The sequence below is a fragment of the Phytobacter diazotrophicus genome, from assembly GCF_052061655.1.
In the GTDB taxonomy this organism is placed as follows: domain Bacteria; phylum Pseudomonadota; class Gammaproteobacteria; order Enterobacterales; family Enterobacteriaceae; genus Phytobacter; species Phytobacter diazotrophicus.
Window position 1 is genome coordinate 4,549,596 of sequence record NZ_CM125428.1, and the last position, 16,027, is coordinate 4,565,622.

Genomic DNA, 16,027 nt, shown 5'->3' on the forward strand with positions numbered 1-16,027 from the left:
TATGCTCTCCCCCTGACAGTTCTTGTCAGGGTCATGTAATATCTCCCTATGAAAACAATCCGACTCTTCACCTTGCTTGACCATCTGCGTGGTCGCATACATCCGGTCTCCGCCGAGGCGCTGGCCCAGGCGCTGGATGTTTCGGTAAGAACGATCTATCGGGATATGGCAACGTTGCAGGCCATCGGGGCGCCTGTGCGCGGCGAGTCCGGGTTGGGCTATGTGCTTGAAAAAGAATATTTTCTCCCCCCGCTGACTTTTGACCACGATGAACTGGACGCCATCATGCTGGGCATGCGATTGATTGGCGCGCGGGGTGACGAAGAATTGTCAGCGGCTGCGAGCAGAGTCTCCGCGAAGATCAGTGCAGTGATTGATGTCAAAAATACGGACAGCTACAAACAACGCCCTCTTCGTGCCGCCACCCGGCGCAGCGAGGAAAGCGAAAAGGCGGTAAAACACCTGGCGTTTCTCCGTCTTGCCACGCGTCAGCGACTCCAGCTCAATATTCATTATGTTGATTTAAAAGGAAGGGAAAGCCACCGCATTGCCCGCCCGCTTGGCCTCACCATATTTGATACGGTTTGGATACTGACGGTCTGGTGCGAGAATCGCGCAGATTTTCGTAATCTCAGGATCGATAACATTCTGGCGGTCGAGAGTACGGGGGAAAAATTTCGCCATGAACGTGGCAAGTTATTTGAGGACTACCTTAAGACCCTCTAACTGATATGATCAGCAGGAAAATTCTCCCGCCCCAAAAAGACCGGAGGGAATGACTATGTCGTGGAATAAGGAAATAATTTTAGGTTGCGCGGTTTTTCTCTTTTCCAGCGCTGTTTTTTGCCGAAAAAATCAACTGCCCGCCTGTTTTACAGGATGGCAATAAAACATACCGAATGAATGTAGTAGATGTTTTCGTCGGGCCGCCAGAAGAAAGGGCGTCATTATTAGCGGATACAGGCGAAGAAATGGTATGGATACAGCAAAGATGAGTTTTACGCCTCTTGTGAATAAACCTGCGCATTGCCAGATATCGCCCGCTTAGCGGAACTGGCGATACGCCATAAACCGTCAATAAGAGGTGAACAGTAAATTGTTCACACTCCGCAGTGTTTCATCGCATACAGAACGTTTACCACTCAATATTTAATCAGCGTTTAAATAAACGGTAGCTCCATAGCGCCAGAGCAGCGATCACAACAGCCAGACCAGTCTTGATAAGCAACAGCGTGAAGGCGTAATTATTCATCGCCTCTTCGCCATCACCCGTAACAGAAATATGACGCATAAAAATATCGTTAACCCAACGATCTGGGATCAGAAAGAACGCAGCAATCAGCACAACAATAAACAGGATAATTTTCATCTCACATCACCGAAAAGAGTAAAGGGGATTATGCGCCGCGGGATCATAGCACAAGCAAAACGCAAAAAAGCCATGCTAATACGTCTAAGAATAGTGAGACAGGTTAATTTATATCAATTCATTACTATCGGCTCCTTGCAATGGAGAGTATGCAGATGAATCTTTGAAAAAATTATGTACAAATAATAATTAGATCCCTTAGAGTACCGCAAAAGTCACAAAATTTGTGTGGAACCTGACCTTTATGGACGTAAAACTGCAACCTTTGATGGGAAGAGATATGCGCGATAAAATGACCACTCAACGGTGGTCCTTCTTTTTGCTGAGTTTGACTTTAGCGGCTCTCTTCATTCCAATGTTCCACCATAACTTATGGGGAGGCGATGATTGGGGGCCACATGTATTAAGGCTGCAAGCTCTCAATGCACAACTTGACCATCAACAATTCCCTCCCCTTTTTGACTACTGGACAGAAAATCAGTACGGCTTATCGTGGGGAGCATTTTATCCCCCTCTGAGTACTTTATTGCTTTTTATAAGCAGACTTTTTCTATTTGGCTTTGACAATAATGCGCTACAGATGAAATTCACCCTGGGATCAATTATTCTAATCTCAGCATTTTCAGCATACTATGCAGCTAAACGGGAGTTTTCATCCGCAACAGCCGGCAATATCAGCGCAACACTTTTTATTAGCTCAAGTTATTTCCTATGCAATTTCTTCCAAAGATTTGCTGTCGGGGAATGTCTCGCAATGGCGTTCATGCCATTGCTTATTAGGGGATGCAATGCATTATTAACAGGAGACAAAGATCGAAAACTCATTCCTTTGTCCTGCACATTAATACTATTAGCCAACATCCCTAGTTTCATCGTTGCATTAATTTTCTTTTTCATATTCTCGCTGATAAACATAAAAAAAATAATTACCCGTGAAAACATTATTTTCCTGGCAAAATCAGCTCTGGTCAGTCTGCTAATTTCCATTTTTTACTGGTTACCACTGTTCTATCATATGCATTACTCTGATATCTTTGCATTCACCAAAATGCAGAAATCTTATGAATTTATAAATCAAACCAGGGTTAAAATTACCCATGTATTATTTGCGACTAAAAACACAAGTGGAACGATTGGGTATAGCTTATTTCTAAGCCCTGGAATTTTAATTATTGTTTTATCTATTATTGCACTATTCACTGATAAAGAACGCATATCAAGATCTATGCTTCTAATCGCTGGTATTCTTACATTAATGCTATGCCCTGTTTTTTCATGGAACTGGATACCTGAAAAAATATCTGTATTACAGCTAATTCAGTTCTCATGGAGGTTGTTGAGTTGCATCACTGCAATCCTCTCCCTTTATGCTGTACTGCCTGTATTGCAATGGATGAATAAAACAAAAAGTTGGCTATTTATTTTACCGATACTCATTGCATTGCAAATCACATTCCCGATTCACGGTGCAATTTTTTCCACACCGCCAGAATTCAGTTCAAACATTTTATACCGTGATTATGTTAATAATAATATAAAATTCCCAATCACTCATGAGTCCCTCAATACAGCAGGATCTCTTGTTATTGAAAAACCGAATGGTTTTAATAATGGATATCCTTATTTTCAGGTTGAAGCAGAAAAACCGACCCTCTTTACCCTACCTTATATTATGTATTCTGGTTATTATCTTATGATTGATAATAAAAAGACACAGCCAATATATTTAGAGAATGGTTTTATAGGCGCGAACATAGAGAAAGGCATGCACACCATCGCTCTAGGATACGATAAAAACATTTACATCATCCCAGGATTAATTAGTCTTGCGATGCTATTAATTATTATCGTTTCAGAAACTCGATTGTATATACGACGACACCGCTAAACACCTCTGAACGGCCACGCATAGTGATTTTTTCGTTGTTCATCACTAGCGTGGTACTACAAAAAACGCTCAGCATGGTTCGAAGGTAGCGCAGAACATACACATATTGTTTGCCAATAAACCCATCTGATTGCCAGATACCTTCTGGTTTGACAGTGAAGGTAAGGTCAATACCGAAGGTAACTGGCAGAGCGGGAATAAGGCCGTTATTTTTACCTGCTCACACCAGGCTTAAAGCGTAAAGCTATCGCAATCAACAGGATGACGCCTGCACTCATAATGAGCCACGCGTTTGTCAGTGACGCACCGCTGTCGCGCACCATACCGGCGATTAATGGCATCAGCGCGGCAATCAGGTACCCACCACCCTGCACTCGTGATAACAGTTTCCCTGCCTCGGCCGGCGTTCGTGCATGATCAAATGTCACGATGAGCGATAGCGGGAACAGCGCGCCGATACCGCAACCAAGCAGTAATGTTGACACAACTGGCGTGGTTCCCGGAGAAAAGACAAGACACATCAACCCTGCCAGCAACATCAACAGCACGATGAGCAGCGGAACACGGCGGTCAGGAAAGCGCGTTATTAGCGCTGAAACGGCAAAGCCTGCCACAACTTCGGTTAACGTAAGCCAGGCCAGCATATAGCCGCTGCTCCGTGCGCTCCAACCCGCCTGGATATAGAGAGGAGGAAGCCACGCCAGTACCAGGGTATAGGCGCCTGTCCCGATGCCAAAAAATAGCAATAACAACCATGTCCTGGATGAAGATAATGTCACCTCTGCGAACACCGTTTTTTCCACCTGGCGGTGTCTGGCCCATGACTGCCAGAATATCAGGGCAAGAAGTGCTAACAAACCGGCTATTGCCAGCGTAGGCTTTAGATCAAGCCGGGTAAACAAAGGCTCGGCCGTGGCGGCAGCCAGCGCCGCACCGGCCATAATTCCGGTGCTGAACAGAGACATAAACGTGCTGGCCGATTGCGCGTATTCTTTTTTTATCAGCGCTGGCATTAACGCCTGGATCATGCCGATACTCGCACCACCCGCTAAAGCTGTACACATAAGCCCCGTGAGTGATGTGCTAAAGCCCCGGAATAAACAGGCGAAAAGCAGTATGGAAAGCCCTACTGTAATACCCCGGACTGCACCGGTTCTGGCTAAAAGCCATGGTCCACTCAGCGCAACCAGTCCCATCATGGCGACAGGCAAGGTGGTGAGCAGACTGAATTCCGTGGCGGATAGCCCTGCTTCACGCTGCAAAACCGGAAATAACGGTCCGATGGAAGCCAGGATGGGGCGAAGATTCAACCCGATCAAAAAAGCGATAAATGCGAACATAAGGGGCGAAGATGCTATGCGTTTCAAAACGTAATCCTTTTAGGCATGTGATTGCTCCAGCAAAAAATGCGTAAGCATTTATCTTAACATTAAGATAAATGTGTTCCTTGTGTAAGATGGACCGCACAACTCGATAAATAACCCTATTTAAGGTACGAAAATGCATGACCATATCGACTTCGTTGTCAGCCAGTGGGACAGCGCAATGCCTGAGCTGGACGCCTCTTCAATGAAAGTTTTTGGCCGAATGTTGAGGGTGATGAAGCATTTGGGGAAGATGCGCGCTCAGGCGCTGGAGCCGTTCGGCTTTCGCGACGGGGAATTTGACGTCCTTGCCACTTTACGCCGAGCCGGCGCGCCTTATTGTCTTTCTCCAACACAGCTCTATAAATCGCTGCTGGTCACGTCCGGGGCGATGACGAATCGCCTTAACCATCTTGAAGAGCAAGGACTGATTGAGCGAATTCATGATCCCGATGACAAACGCAGCACACTGGTCAGCCTGACAGCTTATGGGCGAGAACGTATCGAACAAGCGCTTCTCGTCCACACTGAAACGCAAAACGCGATACTGGCTAACCTCTCCCAGGCTAAACGGGAGCAGCTTGAATCATTATTAAGGGAGTTGCTGCTGACATTTCCGGGCTGAGATTGCGGACCTCGCTCATATCGATAATGGCCTGGTAATTAAAGGCCCGCTCATGGGCATCTCTCTTTAAGCCATCGTTAAATGGCTCTGAGGTGTCTGTTGAATTCGAGGCGATACAAGCGTCCAGTAAATTTCCATTTCTCAGGCTTTCTTTAAACGGTTCGCGAAATCCGCCATATCCGAATGACTCACCACTCGCCCCGCATCTACATCAGCAAGACCCGCCAGTACACTTTGATGCCCCCGCTCTCTTTCTGCCAGCATGGAGAGCAACGCTTCCTCTATGATCCATCTTTTTGAACTATCCAGCTCTATCGCCAGGTTTTCGACAGCAGCGGTCAACTCGACAGGGATCTGAGCACTGATAGTTTGCTTAGCGGAAGAACCCCATAGGGATTACCTCGTTTAATAACATTTAATAACTTCTATTAAGGTGAACATAACAGTGTCGATAAAAGCATCACTTCTTATTTCGCAGGCAACGCTCCCGAATAGTGCTTTGTTACGATATCGTTCAGATCTCTATATTTGAACGTGAGTCCAGTTGATAACAGGAAATAAGAAACGGGCTGCAAACTGCAGTATACGGACTTTGAACTGGTTTCAGGAAACCTGGGGAGAGTTTGAAATGGTGCCGATAATAGGAGTCGAACCTACGACCTTCGCATTACGAATCAGAAGCACCGTATGTAACTGTATGTTTTAAAAAGTATTGACCGCATTCACAAAGCCAATGCTGATGGCACATAAAGAAAGATGATGTGCAGTAATTTCTGGTGTATGTCACATTCATGGCACAACCAATCACATCACCGGGCTGTCGTCTTCATCGGCACGGTTAACGAAATACCTCACCCTGCCAACAACACTCACATCCTCTAACGACTCTCCCTCGATCGCCTCGCCATCTTCCATAATGAACGACTGGCCCATCAGTTTCGCAAACTACTGGCGCCCGTACAGCGAAAGAACGACAGTACAACCCTGCTCAAGTTTTCCAGGATTGGCCTCAACGACGGCATAGCCGGTTGCAGTAAGCATTAATCCTGTAGTGGCGTTTACGCCGCAAATCGCATCGATTGTTGGCATTAGCGGACAATCCCCATGTTTCTCAGAAGCCACAGGCGGTTTTCACTGAAATCGGGCGTTTTATCGACGAAACTGGGCTGGTTCAGCTCGATCCACCTGTTGGCATCCTGCTCGGTGAAGTGGTGGTTGTACTGCCGTAGCACCCGAATGAAATCGTGTGTGTGCAGGCACATGTAGCCCTTTGGGTTGAGTTATAATGCTTCACGGAACGCAACAAAAACATCGTTTCGGCGGGGCATAGGCACCTCCTGAAAATACTGTATACAAAAACAGTACAATCAGATATAAATGAACGTTTCAAGCTATCGATTTTGGAAAATGTAATGGTTTGCGCTTTACAATTATGAATGCGCACTTCAGCATACGCGCCATCATTTTTCAGATAGTGAATCTGCATGAATAAGAATTACAGAACGGCGCTGACAGCCGTCGCCGCGATGGCTTTCGTGGTGTTTATTGCCAGCATGAGAACTGGATCATCGCCTGACGTTAATGACTGGGATGCATCAGCAAAGAAAACAAATGCGTTCGCAGCGATATAATGAAAGAAGGTGATCCGGTTTTTACAGCGAATCCTGCGCTGAAAAAAATAAAATATACCTACGAAGGGGGTAAGGTTTATTTCAGGGATGAGTAGAGAAAAGGCCGCTGAATGCGGCCTTTTGTTTTAAGCAGCAGGCTCAGATACCTGCTCTTTTTTAATCTTGCGGTTTATAATCCATTTACCAAAATTCATACCAGGCATTTCAATATATTTGTAAGTTATGCGTGAAACGATCACTGTTAAACCACAAGCCACAAATGCAGCAATAATGAACTTAATTGCTGGTCTCATCCCCATTTCATTTATATATGCAAACACACCCAATTTCTCCAGAGTATAGAGAACGATGCTGTGCATTAGATAAATACTGTAGCTTGCTTTACCTAAGAATCTGGTGAATTTTGTGTTTATAAGAGCAGGCATGCCAATGATTGAAAATGAAATCATGCCAATCCAGATTAGTGAATAGAACAGGTACAGGTTAATCGGGTAGTCTTTGAAGCTGAAATAATAAATAAGGAATATGAACAGTACGATAAGTGCAATACCACTTACCTTCCCAGCATTGTTGCCGAGCAATTCTTTGGCCTTCCTCAACTCAGGGAGCCACAGGTATACTGCGATACCAGAGATAAAGAAAACCATGTGGTTAAGAATGTTCATGTAGACTTCAACACCAGTCGCACCTGGTACTACTGCAATATTAGACGATACGAATATTGATACCAGCCACAGAGCGCCGACCAGTTTCTTATGGTTACTGAGTACAAAAATTGCCGGGTAAAGCAGATAAAATATCCACTCAATACTCAAAGACCATCCAGCCCAAACGATACCGTCCTGCATTTTAGGAACCAGGTTAAATAAAAACGTTCCTGACATTAACAATTCAAATAATGAAGGGAGGTGGTCAAATGCTTTAAATATTATCATGCCTTCAATCAGCATCGCGAAGTAGAACAATGGTGCAAGCCTGAAAAAACGTTTAATAAAAAATGCCTTGAAATCGGCTTTATTTATAAACTCGTCATTATACGTATACGCAATTGAGAATGCGCTGATTGTGAAAAACAGAGTAACGCTGGCAGTGAACCTGCTGCCAATTTGCGACACCACGGGCCCAAAATCAATTCCAGATTGAGCTATCAGGTGTACAATTATTACTGATATTGCGGCAAATCCGCGTAATATATCAGGTCCTGCTATACGTTCTTTGCTTGTTAATTGCATGATATTTCGCCAAAAATATAGAAAACAACATCACATCCAGCGATGCCAACCATAAAGTGGCAACAAATATACAGGGTTTGATGTGCGTTTTCTCGATCTTTTTGGCTGCAAAAATGGTAGGGCGGCATCCTTGCCACGAGGATTAGTCTGGTAATGAGTAGTGAACGTTACCGAAACAGATATAACGAGAGGCTGCTGGTACAGTGAGCGCTACGACCAGCCCCGATGTATCAACCCTGATGGTGGCAGTTGAGCTAAGGGCGGCAGAGTTTACGTCTAGGCAAATCACAGGCACATATATCTGTGCTATCGGCGCATATGCCGGCGGCAATTGCAACAAAGCTGTTCCGTTAGGTACCGATGCCGGAGTGTCCATTAATCCGCTCATGGCAAACTCGTTTGCATTAATGGAAAACGAAGCCTTTGCTGCCAGCCCATAAGTTGCAGATATTGCGGCTGGAATCCATGTTGCTTTAATTTGTCGAGATGCTATTCCTTTTCTTGTTCTTGCAACCAAATATCCGGCAAAAGCTTTTGCCCATCCCCTTCCTTTTAATTCTGCACCCCATGCAGACTGGTGAACATGATCCTGCACAACAGGATCAAGCGCGGAATTACTTAACAGGCTTGGTACAATTGCTCCCATGTCTTGCAACGGCAATAACGCTACCTGAACGCCAAGTTCTGCCAGTTTACGCTGGAGTTGTAGCCGGTAAGGTGCCCCGTGATCTGCATTTGCCGTATTCTGGCCTGTCTGCCCGTAAGGCGTAGCTGCAGACTGATTGTAAAAAAGCGCAGAAAGGCCAATTATCGGCGTAATGTTGTAGTAAGTGCACGTATTAATCATCGACACAATGGCAGCAATAAAATCCGAGACGGCTACATTACCGCCGATATCATTGATGCCAACGTCGATCAGTGCGTAGTCAAACCCGCCAAGCGCCTGGAAATTGGTTGCGTTAAAAATAGCGGCTTGCTGCACTGAGGTTTGACCTGCTACGGCCTGGTTCAGAATAGTTTTGAATTGCACACCACCAACACCGGACATTACCCGAGCCATATGATTAACCCAGGAGAATGGGTTATTTTTGTCCGCCGTCGAATCCCCTACGGTAACGATTTTTAAGGGGCGCATACCGTAAGTCCGATTGCGTTTTGCCATTACCAAATACATTATATATGCAGTGTTGGTATTATTCGCCAAGCCAGCACCCCAGCCAGCAGCAACTATATTTGATGTCAATCCATCCATGCGGACGATTTCTACATGGTTGCAAAGCAGGGAGAAAGAGGTTGGAGAATGGACTTTGATGCCGATCTCTGACATGTCCATGTTGTACGCCGGGTTGTCTGCAAGCGGGTGAGTAATAGTCGTCGACTGAACGCTATAGCCCTCAAGGGATGAATCGCCACGGATAATCTAGACACTTCTGAGCCGTCGATAATATTGATTTTCATATTCCGTCGGTGGCATCTGATCACTCGAACCATGCCGACGCTTACTGTTATAAAACATTTCGATGTAATCAAAAATATCGCTGCGGGCTTCTTCCCGCGTTCCATAGATCTTTTTCTTTATCCGTTCACGCTTCAGCAACTGGAAAAAGCTTTCTGCAACCGCATTATCGTGGCAGTTACCGCGACGGCTCATGCTGCCCTCCAGGCCGTGTGATTTCAGGAACGACTGCCACTCATGGCTTGTGTACTGACTGCCCTGATCAGAGTGAACCAGCACCTGTTTTTGGGGATTACGCCGCCATACAGCCATCAGCAATGCGTTCAGGACAATGTCCTTTGTCATCCGGGATTGCATTGACCAGCCGATAATTTTGCGTGAGAACAGATCAACAACCACGGCAAGATACAGCCAGCCTTCGTGGGTCCTGATGTAGGTGATGTCCGTTACCCAACGCTCATCCGGAGCATCCGGATTGAACTGTCGCTGGAGCCTGTTGGGCGACACGATACTGGCCTCGCCTTTACGTGCTCGCGGGCTCCGGTATCCGACCTGAGCCTTTATCCCGGCACGTTTCATCAGTCGCCAGACTCTGTTGACTCCGCACTGTTGCCCGCTGTCCCGCAGATCCAGATGGATCTTGCGATAACCATAGACGCATCCCGACTCCAGCCAGAACTGTTTAATCTGTCCTGTCAGTCTCCGGTCTGCCTGATGGCGTTGTGAATGCGGCTGCTGAAGCCAGGAGTAAAAGCCACTGGGATGAACATCCAGCACCCGACAGAGCAGGCGAACAGGCCAGCAACAGGTGTTGTCACGGATAAAGGCGTACCTCAGTCGGACAGCTTTGCGAAGTACGCCGCGGCTTTTTTTAATATGTCCCGTTCGTCGGTAACCCGCTTCAGCTCTTTCTGGAGACGGCGGATCTCAGCCTGAGCATCTGACTGTTCTTTATTAGTGGAAGAATCCGGACCGTACTTCTTTATCCAGGCGTAAAGGCTGTGGGTGGTGATATCAAGACGTGTTGCAACGCTGGAAACAGAATAACCACGATCAACAACCTGTTTGACTGCTTCAATTTTAAACTCTTCGGGATAACGCTTACCGCTCATAGGCACCTCTCTTTAAGCCATCGTTAAATGGCTCTGAGGTGTCTGTTGAATTCGAGGCGATTCACCAGGCCGACAGTATTCAGATACATGTCAGCGGCGTTACCTGATCTGCAAAACAGACTGTATTGCAGCAGTAAAGAACCCGATCCACAATCAGCCGGTGAATGCGGTTGATGTGCAGGAGGATAAAACATGTCAATAAAACAGCGTGGCGAAACATGGCACTGCGATTTCGTCGCGCCAAACGGAAAGCGAATTAGACAGTCTCTTGAAACAACGGACAAAAGGCAGGCGCAGGAACTTCACGATCGTCTGAAAATGGAAGCCTGGCGTGTTGATAAACTGAGAGAGGCCCCAAACAGGACATTCAATGATGCCTGCATTCGATGGCTGCGGGAGAAAGAAGATAAGAAAAGCCTGGACGACGATAAGAGCATCATCGGTTTCTGGATGCTGCATTTTCGGGGCTGGAAATTATCGGATATTACTGCAGATAAAATAACAGCGGCGGTAGACGGGATGGAGAACCGCCGCCATCGCCTGAACTGGGAAATGACCAGAGAAAGGTGTTTAAGGCTTGGCAAGCCCGTTCCGGAGTATAAAGCAAAGCTGGCAGCGCGTGGAACCAAAACACGCCACCTTGCAATTCTGAGGGCAATACTGAATTTGTCGGTGGAATGGGGGTGGCTGGACAGGTCGCCAAAGATATCGACGCCGCGGGTTAAAAATGGGCGTATTCGTTGGCTATCTGACGATGAAGCTAAACGGTTATTCGCTGAAATTGCACCTCATTTTTTCCCGGTCGTTATGTTTGCCATCACTACAGGTCTGCGGCGGTCAAATGTCACCGATCTGGAATGGTCGCAGGTGGACCTCGAAAGAAAAATGGCATGGATGCACCCGGATGAAACGAAGGCAGGGAATGCCATCGGCGTGCCGCTTAACGAGACTGCGTGTCAGATACTTGCCAGGCAGCAGGGTAAACACCATCAATGGGTGTTTGTCCATACAACACCGGCATGGTGAAGCGACGGAACAAAAACGCCAGCAGTGAGAAAAATGCACACAGACAGCAATAAGGCATGGAGCGGAGCACTAAGGCTGGCAGGCATTAGCAACTTCCGCTCCCACGACTTAAGGCACACCTGGGCAAGCTGGCTAGTTCAGTCCGGAGTTTCCCTTCTTGCGTTGAAGGAGATGGGCGGCTGGGAGACGCTGGAAATGGTACAGCGATATGCTTACCTTTCGGCTGGTCACCTTACCGAGCACGCGAACAAAATCGACGCGATTTTAGAGCGCAGTGGCACAAATATGGCACAAGGGGAAAACGTTGTTTATATGAAAGCGAGGTAACTTATTGAAAAAACTGGTGCCGATAATAGGAGTCGAACCTACGACCTTCGCATTACGAATGCGCTGCTCTACCAACTGAGCTATATCGGCCCTGAAAGGACGGGATTCACGTCGGTGAACCACGGTGCAAAAGGTTAGATCTAACGAGGTGATGCGTCAATGCCCTTTGGAATCAAACGGCTACTTTTGCATCACCTCGCTATTATTTACGCACGAATCGTATCGTCACCGAAACCGATCCACTTGTAGGTGGTAAGAGCTTCAAGGCCCATCGGTCCACGCGCATGCAATTTTTGCGTGCTCACCGCCACTTCCGCGCCCAGGCCAAACTGACCGCCGTCGGTGAAACGCGTGGAGGCATTCACATACACAGCAGAAGAATCTACCTCGTTGACAAAACGGTTCGCATTGCTGAGCGTACGCGTCAGGATAGCATCAGAGTGCTGCGTGCCATGCTCGCGGATATGGGCGATAGCATCGTCCAGGTCAGCAACGATTTTCACGTTCAGATCCAGCGACAGAAACTCATTGTCATACTCTTCCGCTTTAACCGGTACAACCGCTGCCGGACCCGATTGCAGCGCCGCCAGCGATTGCGCATCCGCATGCAAGGTAACGCCGCTTTCCGCCATCTGCTTGCTCAATGCAGGCAGGAAAGTGCCCGCAATATCCTGATGAACCAGCAGCGTTTCGACGGTGTTACAGGTACTCGGACGCTGGGTTTTCGCATTCACGATAATGTTCAGCGCCGGGGCAATCTCTGCCGTGTTATCAACAAAAATATGGCAAACGCCGATGCCCCCGGTAATCACCGGAATGGTGGACTGTTCACGACACAACTTATGCAGGCCAGCGCCACCGCGCGGGATCAGCATGTCGATGTATTTATCCATCTTAAGCATTTCATTGACCAGCGCGCGGTCCGGGCTTTCAATCGCCTGTACCGCGCCAGCGGGTAAACCGCACTCTTCCAGCGCCTGCTGAATCACTTTTACCGTTGCCGCATTGGTGCGCCAGGTCTCTTTACCGCCGCGCAGAATCGCCGCGTTGCCGGTTTTCAGGCACAGGGAAGCCACATCCACGGTGACATTCGGACGCGCTTCATAAATCACGCCAATTACGCCAAGCGGCACACGGCGACGCTCAATGCGCAGGCCGCTGTCCAGCAGACCGCCGTCGATCACCTTCCCTACCGGGTCAGCCAGCTTACACACCTGGCGAACATCGTCAGCAATCGCTTTCAAACGCGCTGTCGTCAACGCAAGACGATCAAGCAGCGCTTCGCTCAGCCCATTACGGCGAGCCTCCAGAACGTCCTGCTCGTTAGCGAGAATAATCTCGTCGGACTGTGCTTCCAGGTAATCGGCGATTTTTTCCAGCACGCGATTTTTTTCACGGCTGGAGAGCAATGCCAGCTTGTACGACGCTGCTTTAGCAGCGATGCCCATCTGTTCCAGCATACATCTGCTCCTTAACGGATAATCATATCGTCGCGATGCACGGCGACCGGGCCATATTCATAGCCGAGAATGGAATCAATTTGCTGCGAATGATGACCGGCAACGCGACGCAGCGCGTCACTGTTATAGCGGGTAACGCCATGTGCAATATCGCGACCTTCGAGGTTACGGATGCGGATCACTTCACCACGGGAAAAGTTGCCTGTCACGCTTTTAATCCCTTTTGGCAACAAGGAGCTGCCGCGTTCCAGGATAGCGGCTGTCGCGCCTTCATCAACGGTGATTTCACCTGCCGGAGGCGCGCCAAAGATCCAGCGTTTACGGTTTTCCAGCGGTGAAGCCTGCGCATGGAAAAGCGTCCCGACCTGAACCCCTTCCATCACATCGCCAATCACACCCGGCCTGCTGCCTGCGGCAATAATAGTATCGATACCTGCACGACAGGCGACATCCGCCGCCTGCAATTTGGTGCCCATCCCACCAGTACCCAGGCCCGATACGCTGTCACCCGCAATCGCGCGCAACGCGTCATCAATACCGTACACATCCTTGATCAATTCAGCGTCCGGGTTGTTACGCGGGTCAGCGGTAAAGAGACCTTGCTGATCGGTAAGAAGCAGGAGCTTGTCTGCGCCCGCCAGAATAGCGGCCAGCGCCGATAAATTGTCATTGTCGCCGACTTTGATTTCCGCCGTCGCAACAGCGTCATTCTCGTTGATGACCGGCACAATGTTGTTGTCGAGGAGCGCACGCAGGGTGTCACGCGCATTAAGGAAACGCTCACGGTCTTCCATATCGGCGCGGGTTAACAGCATTTGCCCAACGTGGATGCCGTAAATCGAGAACAATTGTTCCCACAGTTGAATCAGTCGGCTTTGCCCGACAGCGGCAAGGAGTTGTTTCGAGGCGATGGTGGCAGGCAATTCCGGGTAACCCAGGTGCTCACGCCCGGCGGCGATAGCGCCAGAAGTCACAATAACAATACGATGCCCTGCTGCATGTAGCTGTGCGCACTGGCGCACGAGTTCAACAATGTGGGCGCGGTTCAGGCGGCGGGATCCGCCCGTTAAAACACTGGTGCCGAGTTTCACTACCAGCGTCTGGCTGTCGCTCATGATTTCTGCCGTTCAACGTAGAAGAAAAAAAGTAAACAGTCTTTGTAACAGGATCAGAGCCAACTTCCAACTGGCAGTTTTAACAACTTAAGAAAATCCTTGAAGGCAATCAGAAAACCTACTTACAAAACTTGACGCTTTTATGACACTACCTGTAAAACCTGCTTTGTAAAAAAATAAATAAGAATTGTCATAAAACTTTAATTCGCAGACGTTAAAACCTACGTGAAATTTTCACTTGAGCGGCGACGTTCAGCGATCTAAAGCGCGTTAATTACAATTAATCAGGAAACATAATGAAAAAAACTACTTTGGCATTAATGATGATCGGCCTTGGTGTTGTTTCTGCTTCTTCCAACGCTGCGGAAATCTACAACAAAAATGGTAACAAACTGGATCTGTACGGCAAAATCAAAGCCATGCACTACTTCAGCGATGATACCACTCAGGATGGCGACAAAACTTACGTACGTCTGGGCTTCAAAGGCGAAACGCAGATCAACGATCAACTGACCGGTTTCGGTCGCTGGGAATCTGAATTCGCTGGCAACACCGACGAAAGCAGCTCTACTCAGAAAACGCGTCTGGCGTTCGCTGGCCTGAAAGCAAAAACCTACGGTTCTATCGACTACGGTCGTAACCTGGGTATCCTGTACGACGCAGCGTCTGTAACCGATATGTTCCCGGAATTCGGCGGTGACTCTCTGACCCGTACCGATAACTTCATGACCAAACGTACCACTGGCGTGGCTACCTACCGTAACACCGACTTCTTCGGTGCGGTTGACGGTCTGAACCTGGGCCTGCAGTACCAGGGTAAAAACGAAACTGGCCGTACTGCTTCTAAACAGAATGGCGATGGCTTCGGTACCTCCCTGTCCTACAACTTTGGCGGCAGCCCGGTTACTCTGATTGCTGCGTACGCCAAATCAGACCGTACTGATCTGCAGAACTCTCAGGCTCTGGGTAAAGGCGCTAACGCGGAAGCGTGGATTACTGGCGTGAAATACGACGCTAACAACATCTACCTGGCGGCTATGTACAGCATCGCGCAGAACATGACGCCAATCGGCAGCCGTGGTTTTGCTAACAAATCTGAAAACTTCGAAGCCGTTGCTCAGTACCAGTTCGACTTCGGTCTGCGTCCGTCCATTGGTTACGTACAGACCAAAGGTAAAGACCTGGAAAACGGTTGGGGCGATCAGGACCTGGTTAAATATGTTGACGTAGGCGCTACCTACTACTTCAACAAAAACTTCTCTGCAATGGTTGATTACAAAATCAACCAACTGGACAAAGGTGATTTCGCAACTTACGTCGGTTCAAGCTACGTGACCGACGACATCGTTGCTGTTGGCGTGACTTACCAGTTCTAAGTCTCGCATAAACGCACTTCACTGAAGTACGGAATATAAAGCACCG

General features: G+C 48.0%; 15 protein-coding genes, 1 tRNA gene and 1 pseudogene. 6 read left to right on the plus strand and 11 right to left on the minus strand.

Translation table 11 applies throughout. The features are described 5' to 3' along the window. Window positions 1-48 precede the first annotated feature (48 nt). Together ACS0RQ_RS22165 and ACS0RQ_RS22170 are read left to right on the plus strand one after the other, a co-directional pair. Entirely contained in the window at window positions 49-726 is a 678-nt protein-coding gene (locus tag ACS0RQ_RS22165; RefSeq protein ID WP_271851437.1) for a helix-turn-helix transcriptional regulator, read from the plus strand. A 128-nt stretch (window positions 727-854) separates the two neighbouring features. Beyond that, the gene (locus tag ACS0RQ_RS22170; protein WP_420372507.1) at window positions 855-995 is read left to right on the plus strand and encodes a hypothetical protein; all 141 of its coding nucleotides are present in this window, start codon (window positions 855-857) and stop codon (window positions 993-995) included. A gap of 158 nt (window positions 996-1,153) precedes the next feature. On the opposite strand, the gene ACS0RQ_RS22175 is transcribed toward ACS0RQ_RS22170, so the two are convergent. After that, window positions 1,154-1,369, minus strand: coding sequence for a hypothetical protein (locus ACS0RQ_RS22175; protein WP_271851438.1), 216 nt, complete (start codon window positions 1,367-1,369; stop codon window positions 1,154-1,156). Window positions 1,370-1,613: 244 nt separating this feature from the next. Between ACS0RQ_RS22175 and ACS0RQ_RS22180 the strand changes: the two genes are divergently transcribed. Next, window positions 1,614-3,257 (plus strand): putative glycosyltransferase family protein, encoded by a 1,644-nt coding sequence (locus ACS0RQ_RS22180; protein ID WP_271851439.1) that lies wholly within the window; start codon window positions 1,614-1,616, stop codon window positions 3,255-3,257. 212 nt (window positions 3,258-3,469) lie between these two features. Here ACS0RQ_RS22180 and ACS0RQ_RS22185 read toward each other — a convergent pair whose 3' ends face one another. Next, window positions 3,470-4,624 carry an MFS transporter gene (locus tag ACS0RQ_RS22185; RefSeq protein ID WP_271851440.1) on the minus strand — a complete coding sequence of 385 codons (1,155 nt, stop codon included), beginning with the start codon at window positions 4,622-4,624 and terminating at the stop codon, window positions 3,470-3,472. Between the two features lie 133 nt (window positions 4,625-4,757). Between ACS0RQ_RS22185 and ACS0RQ_RS22190 the strand changes: the two genes are divergently transcribed. Then, window positions 4,758-5,246: a MarR family winged helix-turn-helix transcriptional regulator gene (locus ACS0RQ_RS22190; RefSeq protein ID WP_271851441.1), complete on the plus strand. Its 489-nt coding sequence runs from the start codon at window positions 4,758-4,760 to the stop codon at window positions 5,244-5,246. Between the two features lie 141 nt (window positions 5,247-5,387). On the opposite strand, the gene ACS0RQ_RS22195 is transcribed toward ACS0RQ_RS22190, so the two are convergent. The 6 genes from ACS0RQ_RS22195 to ACS0RQ_RS22220 all read right to left on the minus strand — a co-directional run bounded on the left by ACS0RQ_RS22195 (window position 5,388) and on the right by ACS0RQ_RS22220 (window position 10,677). Then, window positions 5,388-5,612, minus strand: coding sequence for a CopG family ribbon-helix-helix protein (locus ACS0RQ_RS22195; RefSeq protein ID WP_271851450.1), 225 nt, complete (start codon window positions 5,610-5,612; stop codon window positions 5,388-5,390). A gap of 579 nt (window positions 5,613-6,191) precedes the next feature. Further along, complete coding sequence (locus tag ACS0RQ_RS22200) at window positions 6,192-6,335, minus strand: hypothetical protein (protein ID WP_271851442.1); 144 nt, start codon at window positions 6,333-6,335, stop codon at window positions 6,192-6,194. After that, window positions 6,335-6,508: a hypothetical protein gene (locus ACS0RQ_RS22205; protein WP_334312603.1), complete on the minus strand. Its 174-nt coding sequence runs from the start codon at window positions 6,506-6,508 to the stop codon at window positions 6,335-6,337. The genes ACS0RQ_RS22200 and ACS0RQ_RS22205 overlap by 1 nt, the downstream gene beginning before the upstream one ends. A gap of 494 nt (window positions 6,509-7,002) precedes the next feature. Further along, window positions 7,003-8,109 carry an acyltransferase family protein gene (locus ACS0RQ_RS22210; RefSeq protein ID WP_271851443.1) on the minus strand — a complete coding sequence of 369 codons (1,107 nt, stop codon included), beginning with the start codon at window positions 8,107-8,109 and terminating at the stop codon, window positions 7,003-7,005. Between the two features lie 142 nt (window positions 8,110-8,251). Beyond that, a complete protein-coding gene (locus tag ACS0RQ_RS22215) occupies window positions 8,252-9,442 on the minus strand; it encodes an SGNH/GDSL hydrolase family protein (protein WP_271851444.1) in 1,191 nt (396 codons plus the stop codon). Between the two features lie 87 nt (window positions 9,443-9,529). Then, window positions 9,530-10,677, minus strand: a protein-coding gene (locus ACS0RQ_RS22220) for an IS3 family transposase (RefSeq protein WP_271851446.1) whose coding sequence is annotated in 2 segments (ribosomal slippage) — window positions 9,530-10,440 and window positions 10,440-10,677 — 1,149 coding nt in all. Because the reading frame shifts where the segments join, the coding sequence is not laid out codon by codon here. 192 nt (window positions 10,678-10,869) lie between these two features. Here ACS0RQ_RS22220 and ACS0RQ_RS22225 point away from each other — a divergent pair. Next, window positions 10,870-12,030 (plus strand): annotated as a pseudogene (locus ACS0RQ_RS22225) (site-specific integrase). Between the two features lie 14 nt (window positions 12,031-12,044). On the opposite strand, the gene ACS0RQ_RS22230 reads toward ACS0RQ_RS22225, so the two are convergent. The 3 genes from ACS0RQ_RS22230 to proB all read right to left on the minus strand — a co-directional run bounded on the left by ACS0RQ_RS22230 (window position 12,045) and on the right by proB (window position 14,605). Then, window positions 12,045-12,120, minus strand: a tRNA-Thr gene (locus ACS0RQ_RS22230). A 116-nt stretch (window positions 12,121-12,236) separates the two neighbouring features. After that, the gene (proA, locus tag ACS0RQ_RS22235) at window positions 12,237-13,490 is read right to left on the minus strand and encodes a glutamate-5-semialdehyde dehydrogenase (RefSeq protein WP_271851382.1); all 1,254 of its coding nucleotides are present in this window, start codon (window positions 13,488-13,490) and stop codon (window positions 12,237-12,239) included. An 11-nt stretch (window positions 13,491-13,501) separates the two neighbouring features. Further along, window positions 13,502-14,605 carry a glutamate 5-kinase gene (gene proB, locus ACS0RQ_RS22240; RefSeq protein ID WP_047371693.1) on the minus strand — a complete coding sequence of 368 codons (1,104 nt, stop codon included), beginning with the start codon at window positions 14,603-14,605 and terminating at the stop codon, window positions 13,502-13,504. Window positions 14,606-14,901: 296 nt separating this feature from the next. On the opposite strand from proB, the gene ACS0RQ_RS22245 reads away from it, so the two are divergent. Continuing rightward, entirely contained in the window at window positions 14,902-15,981 is a 1,080-nt protein-coding gene (locus ACS0RQ_RS22245) for a porin (protein ID WP_271851381.1), read from the plus strand. The last annotated feature ends 46 nt before the right edge of the window (window positions 15,982-16,027 follow it).

Excerpts from the sequence above, each read along its gene's own strand:
- ACS0RQ_RS22165 (WP_271851437.1), top strand. The coding sequence starts at position 49 with ATGAAAACAATCCGACTCTTCACCTTGCTTGACCATCTGCGTGGTCGC.
- ACS0RQ_RS22175 (WP_271851438.1), bottom strand. The coding sequence starts at position 1,369 with ATGAAAATTATCCTGTTTATTGTTGTGCTGATTGCTGCGTTCTTTCTG.
- ACS0RQ_RS22180 (WP_271851439.1), top strand. The coding sequence starts at position 1,614 with ATGGACGTAAAACTGCAACCTTTGATGGGAAGAGATATGCGCGATAAA.
- ACS0RQ_RS22190 (WP_271851441.1), top strand. The coding sequence starts at position 4,758 with ATGCATGACCATATCGACTTCGTTGTCAGCCAGTGGGACAGCGCAATG.
- ACS0RQ_RS22200 (WP_271851442.1), bottom strand. The coding sequence starts at position 6,335 with ATGCCAACAATCGATGCGATTTGCGGCGTAAACGCCACTACAGGATTA.
- ACS0RQ_RS22205 (WP_334312603.1), bottom strand. The coding sequence starts at position 6,508 with ATGTGCCTGCACACACACGATTTCATTCGGGTGCTACGGCAGTACAAC.
- ACS0RQ_RS22210 (WP_271851443.1), bottom strand. The coding sequence starts at position 8,109 with ATGCAATTAACAAGCAAAGAACGTATAGCAGGACCTGATATATTACGC.
- ACS0RQ_RS22215 (WP_271851444.1), bottom strand. The coding sequence starts at position 9,442 with ATGGACATGTCAGAGATCGGCATCAAAGTCCATTCTCCAACCTCTTTC.
- proA (WP_271851382.1), bottom strand. The coding sequence starts at position 13,490 with ATGCTGGAACAGATGGGCATCGCTGCTAAAGCAGCGTCGTACAAGCTG.
- proB (WP_047371693.1), bottom strand. The coding sequence starts at position 14,605 with ATGAGCGACAGCCAGACGCTGGTAGTGAAACTCGGCACCAGTGTTTTA.
- ACS0RQ_RS22245 (WP_271851381.1), top strand. The coding sequence starts at position 14,902 with ATGAAAAAAACTACTTTGGCATTAATGATGATCGGCCTTGGTGTTGTT.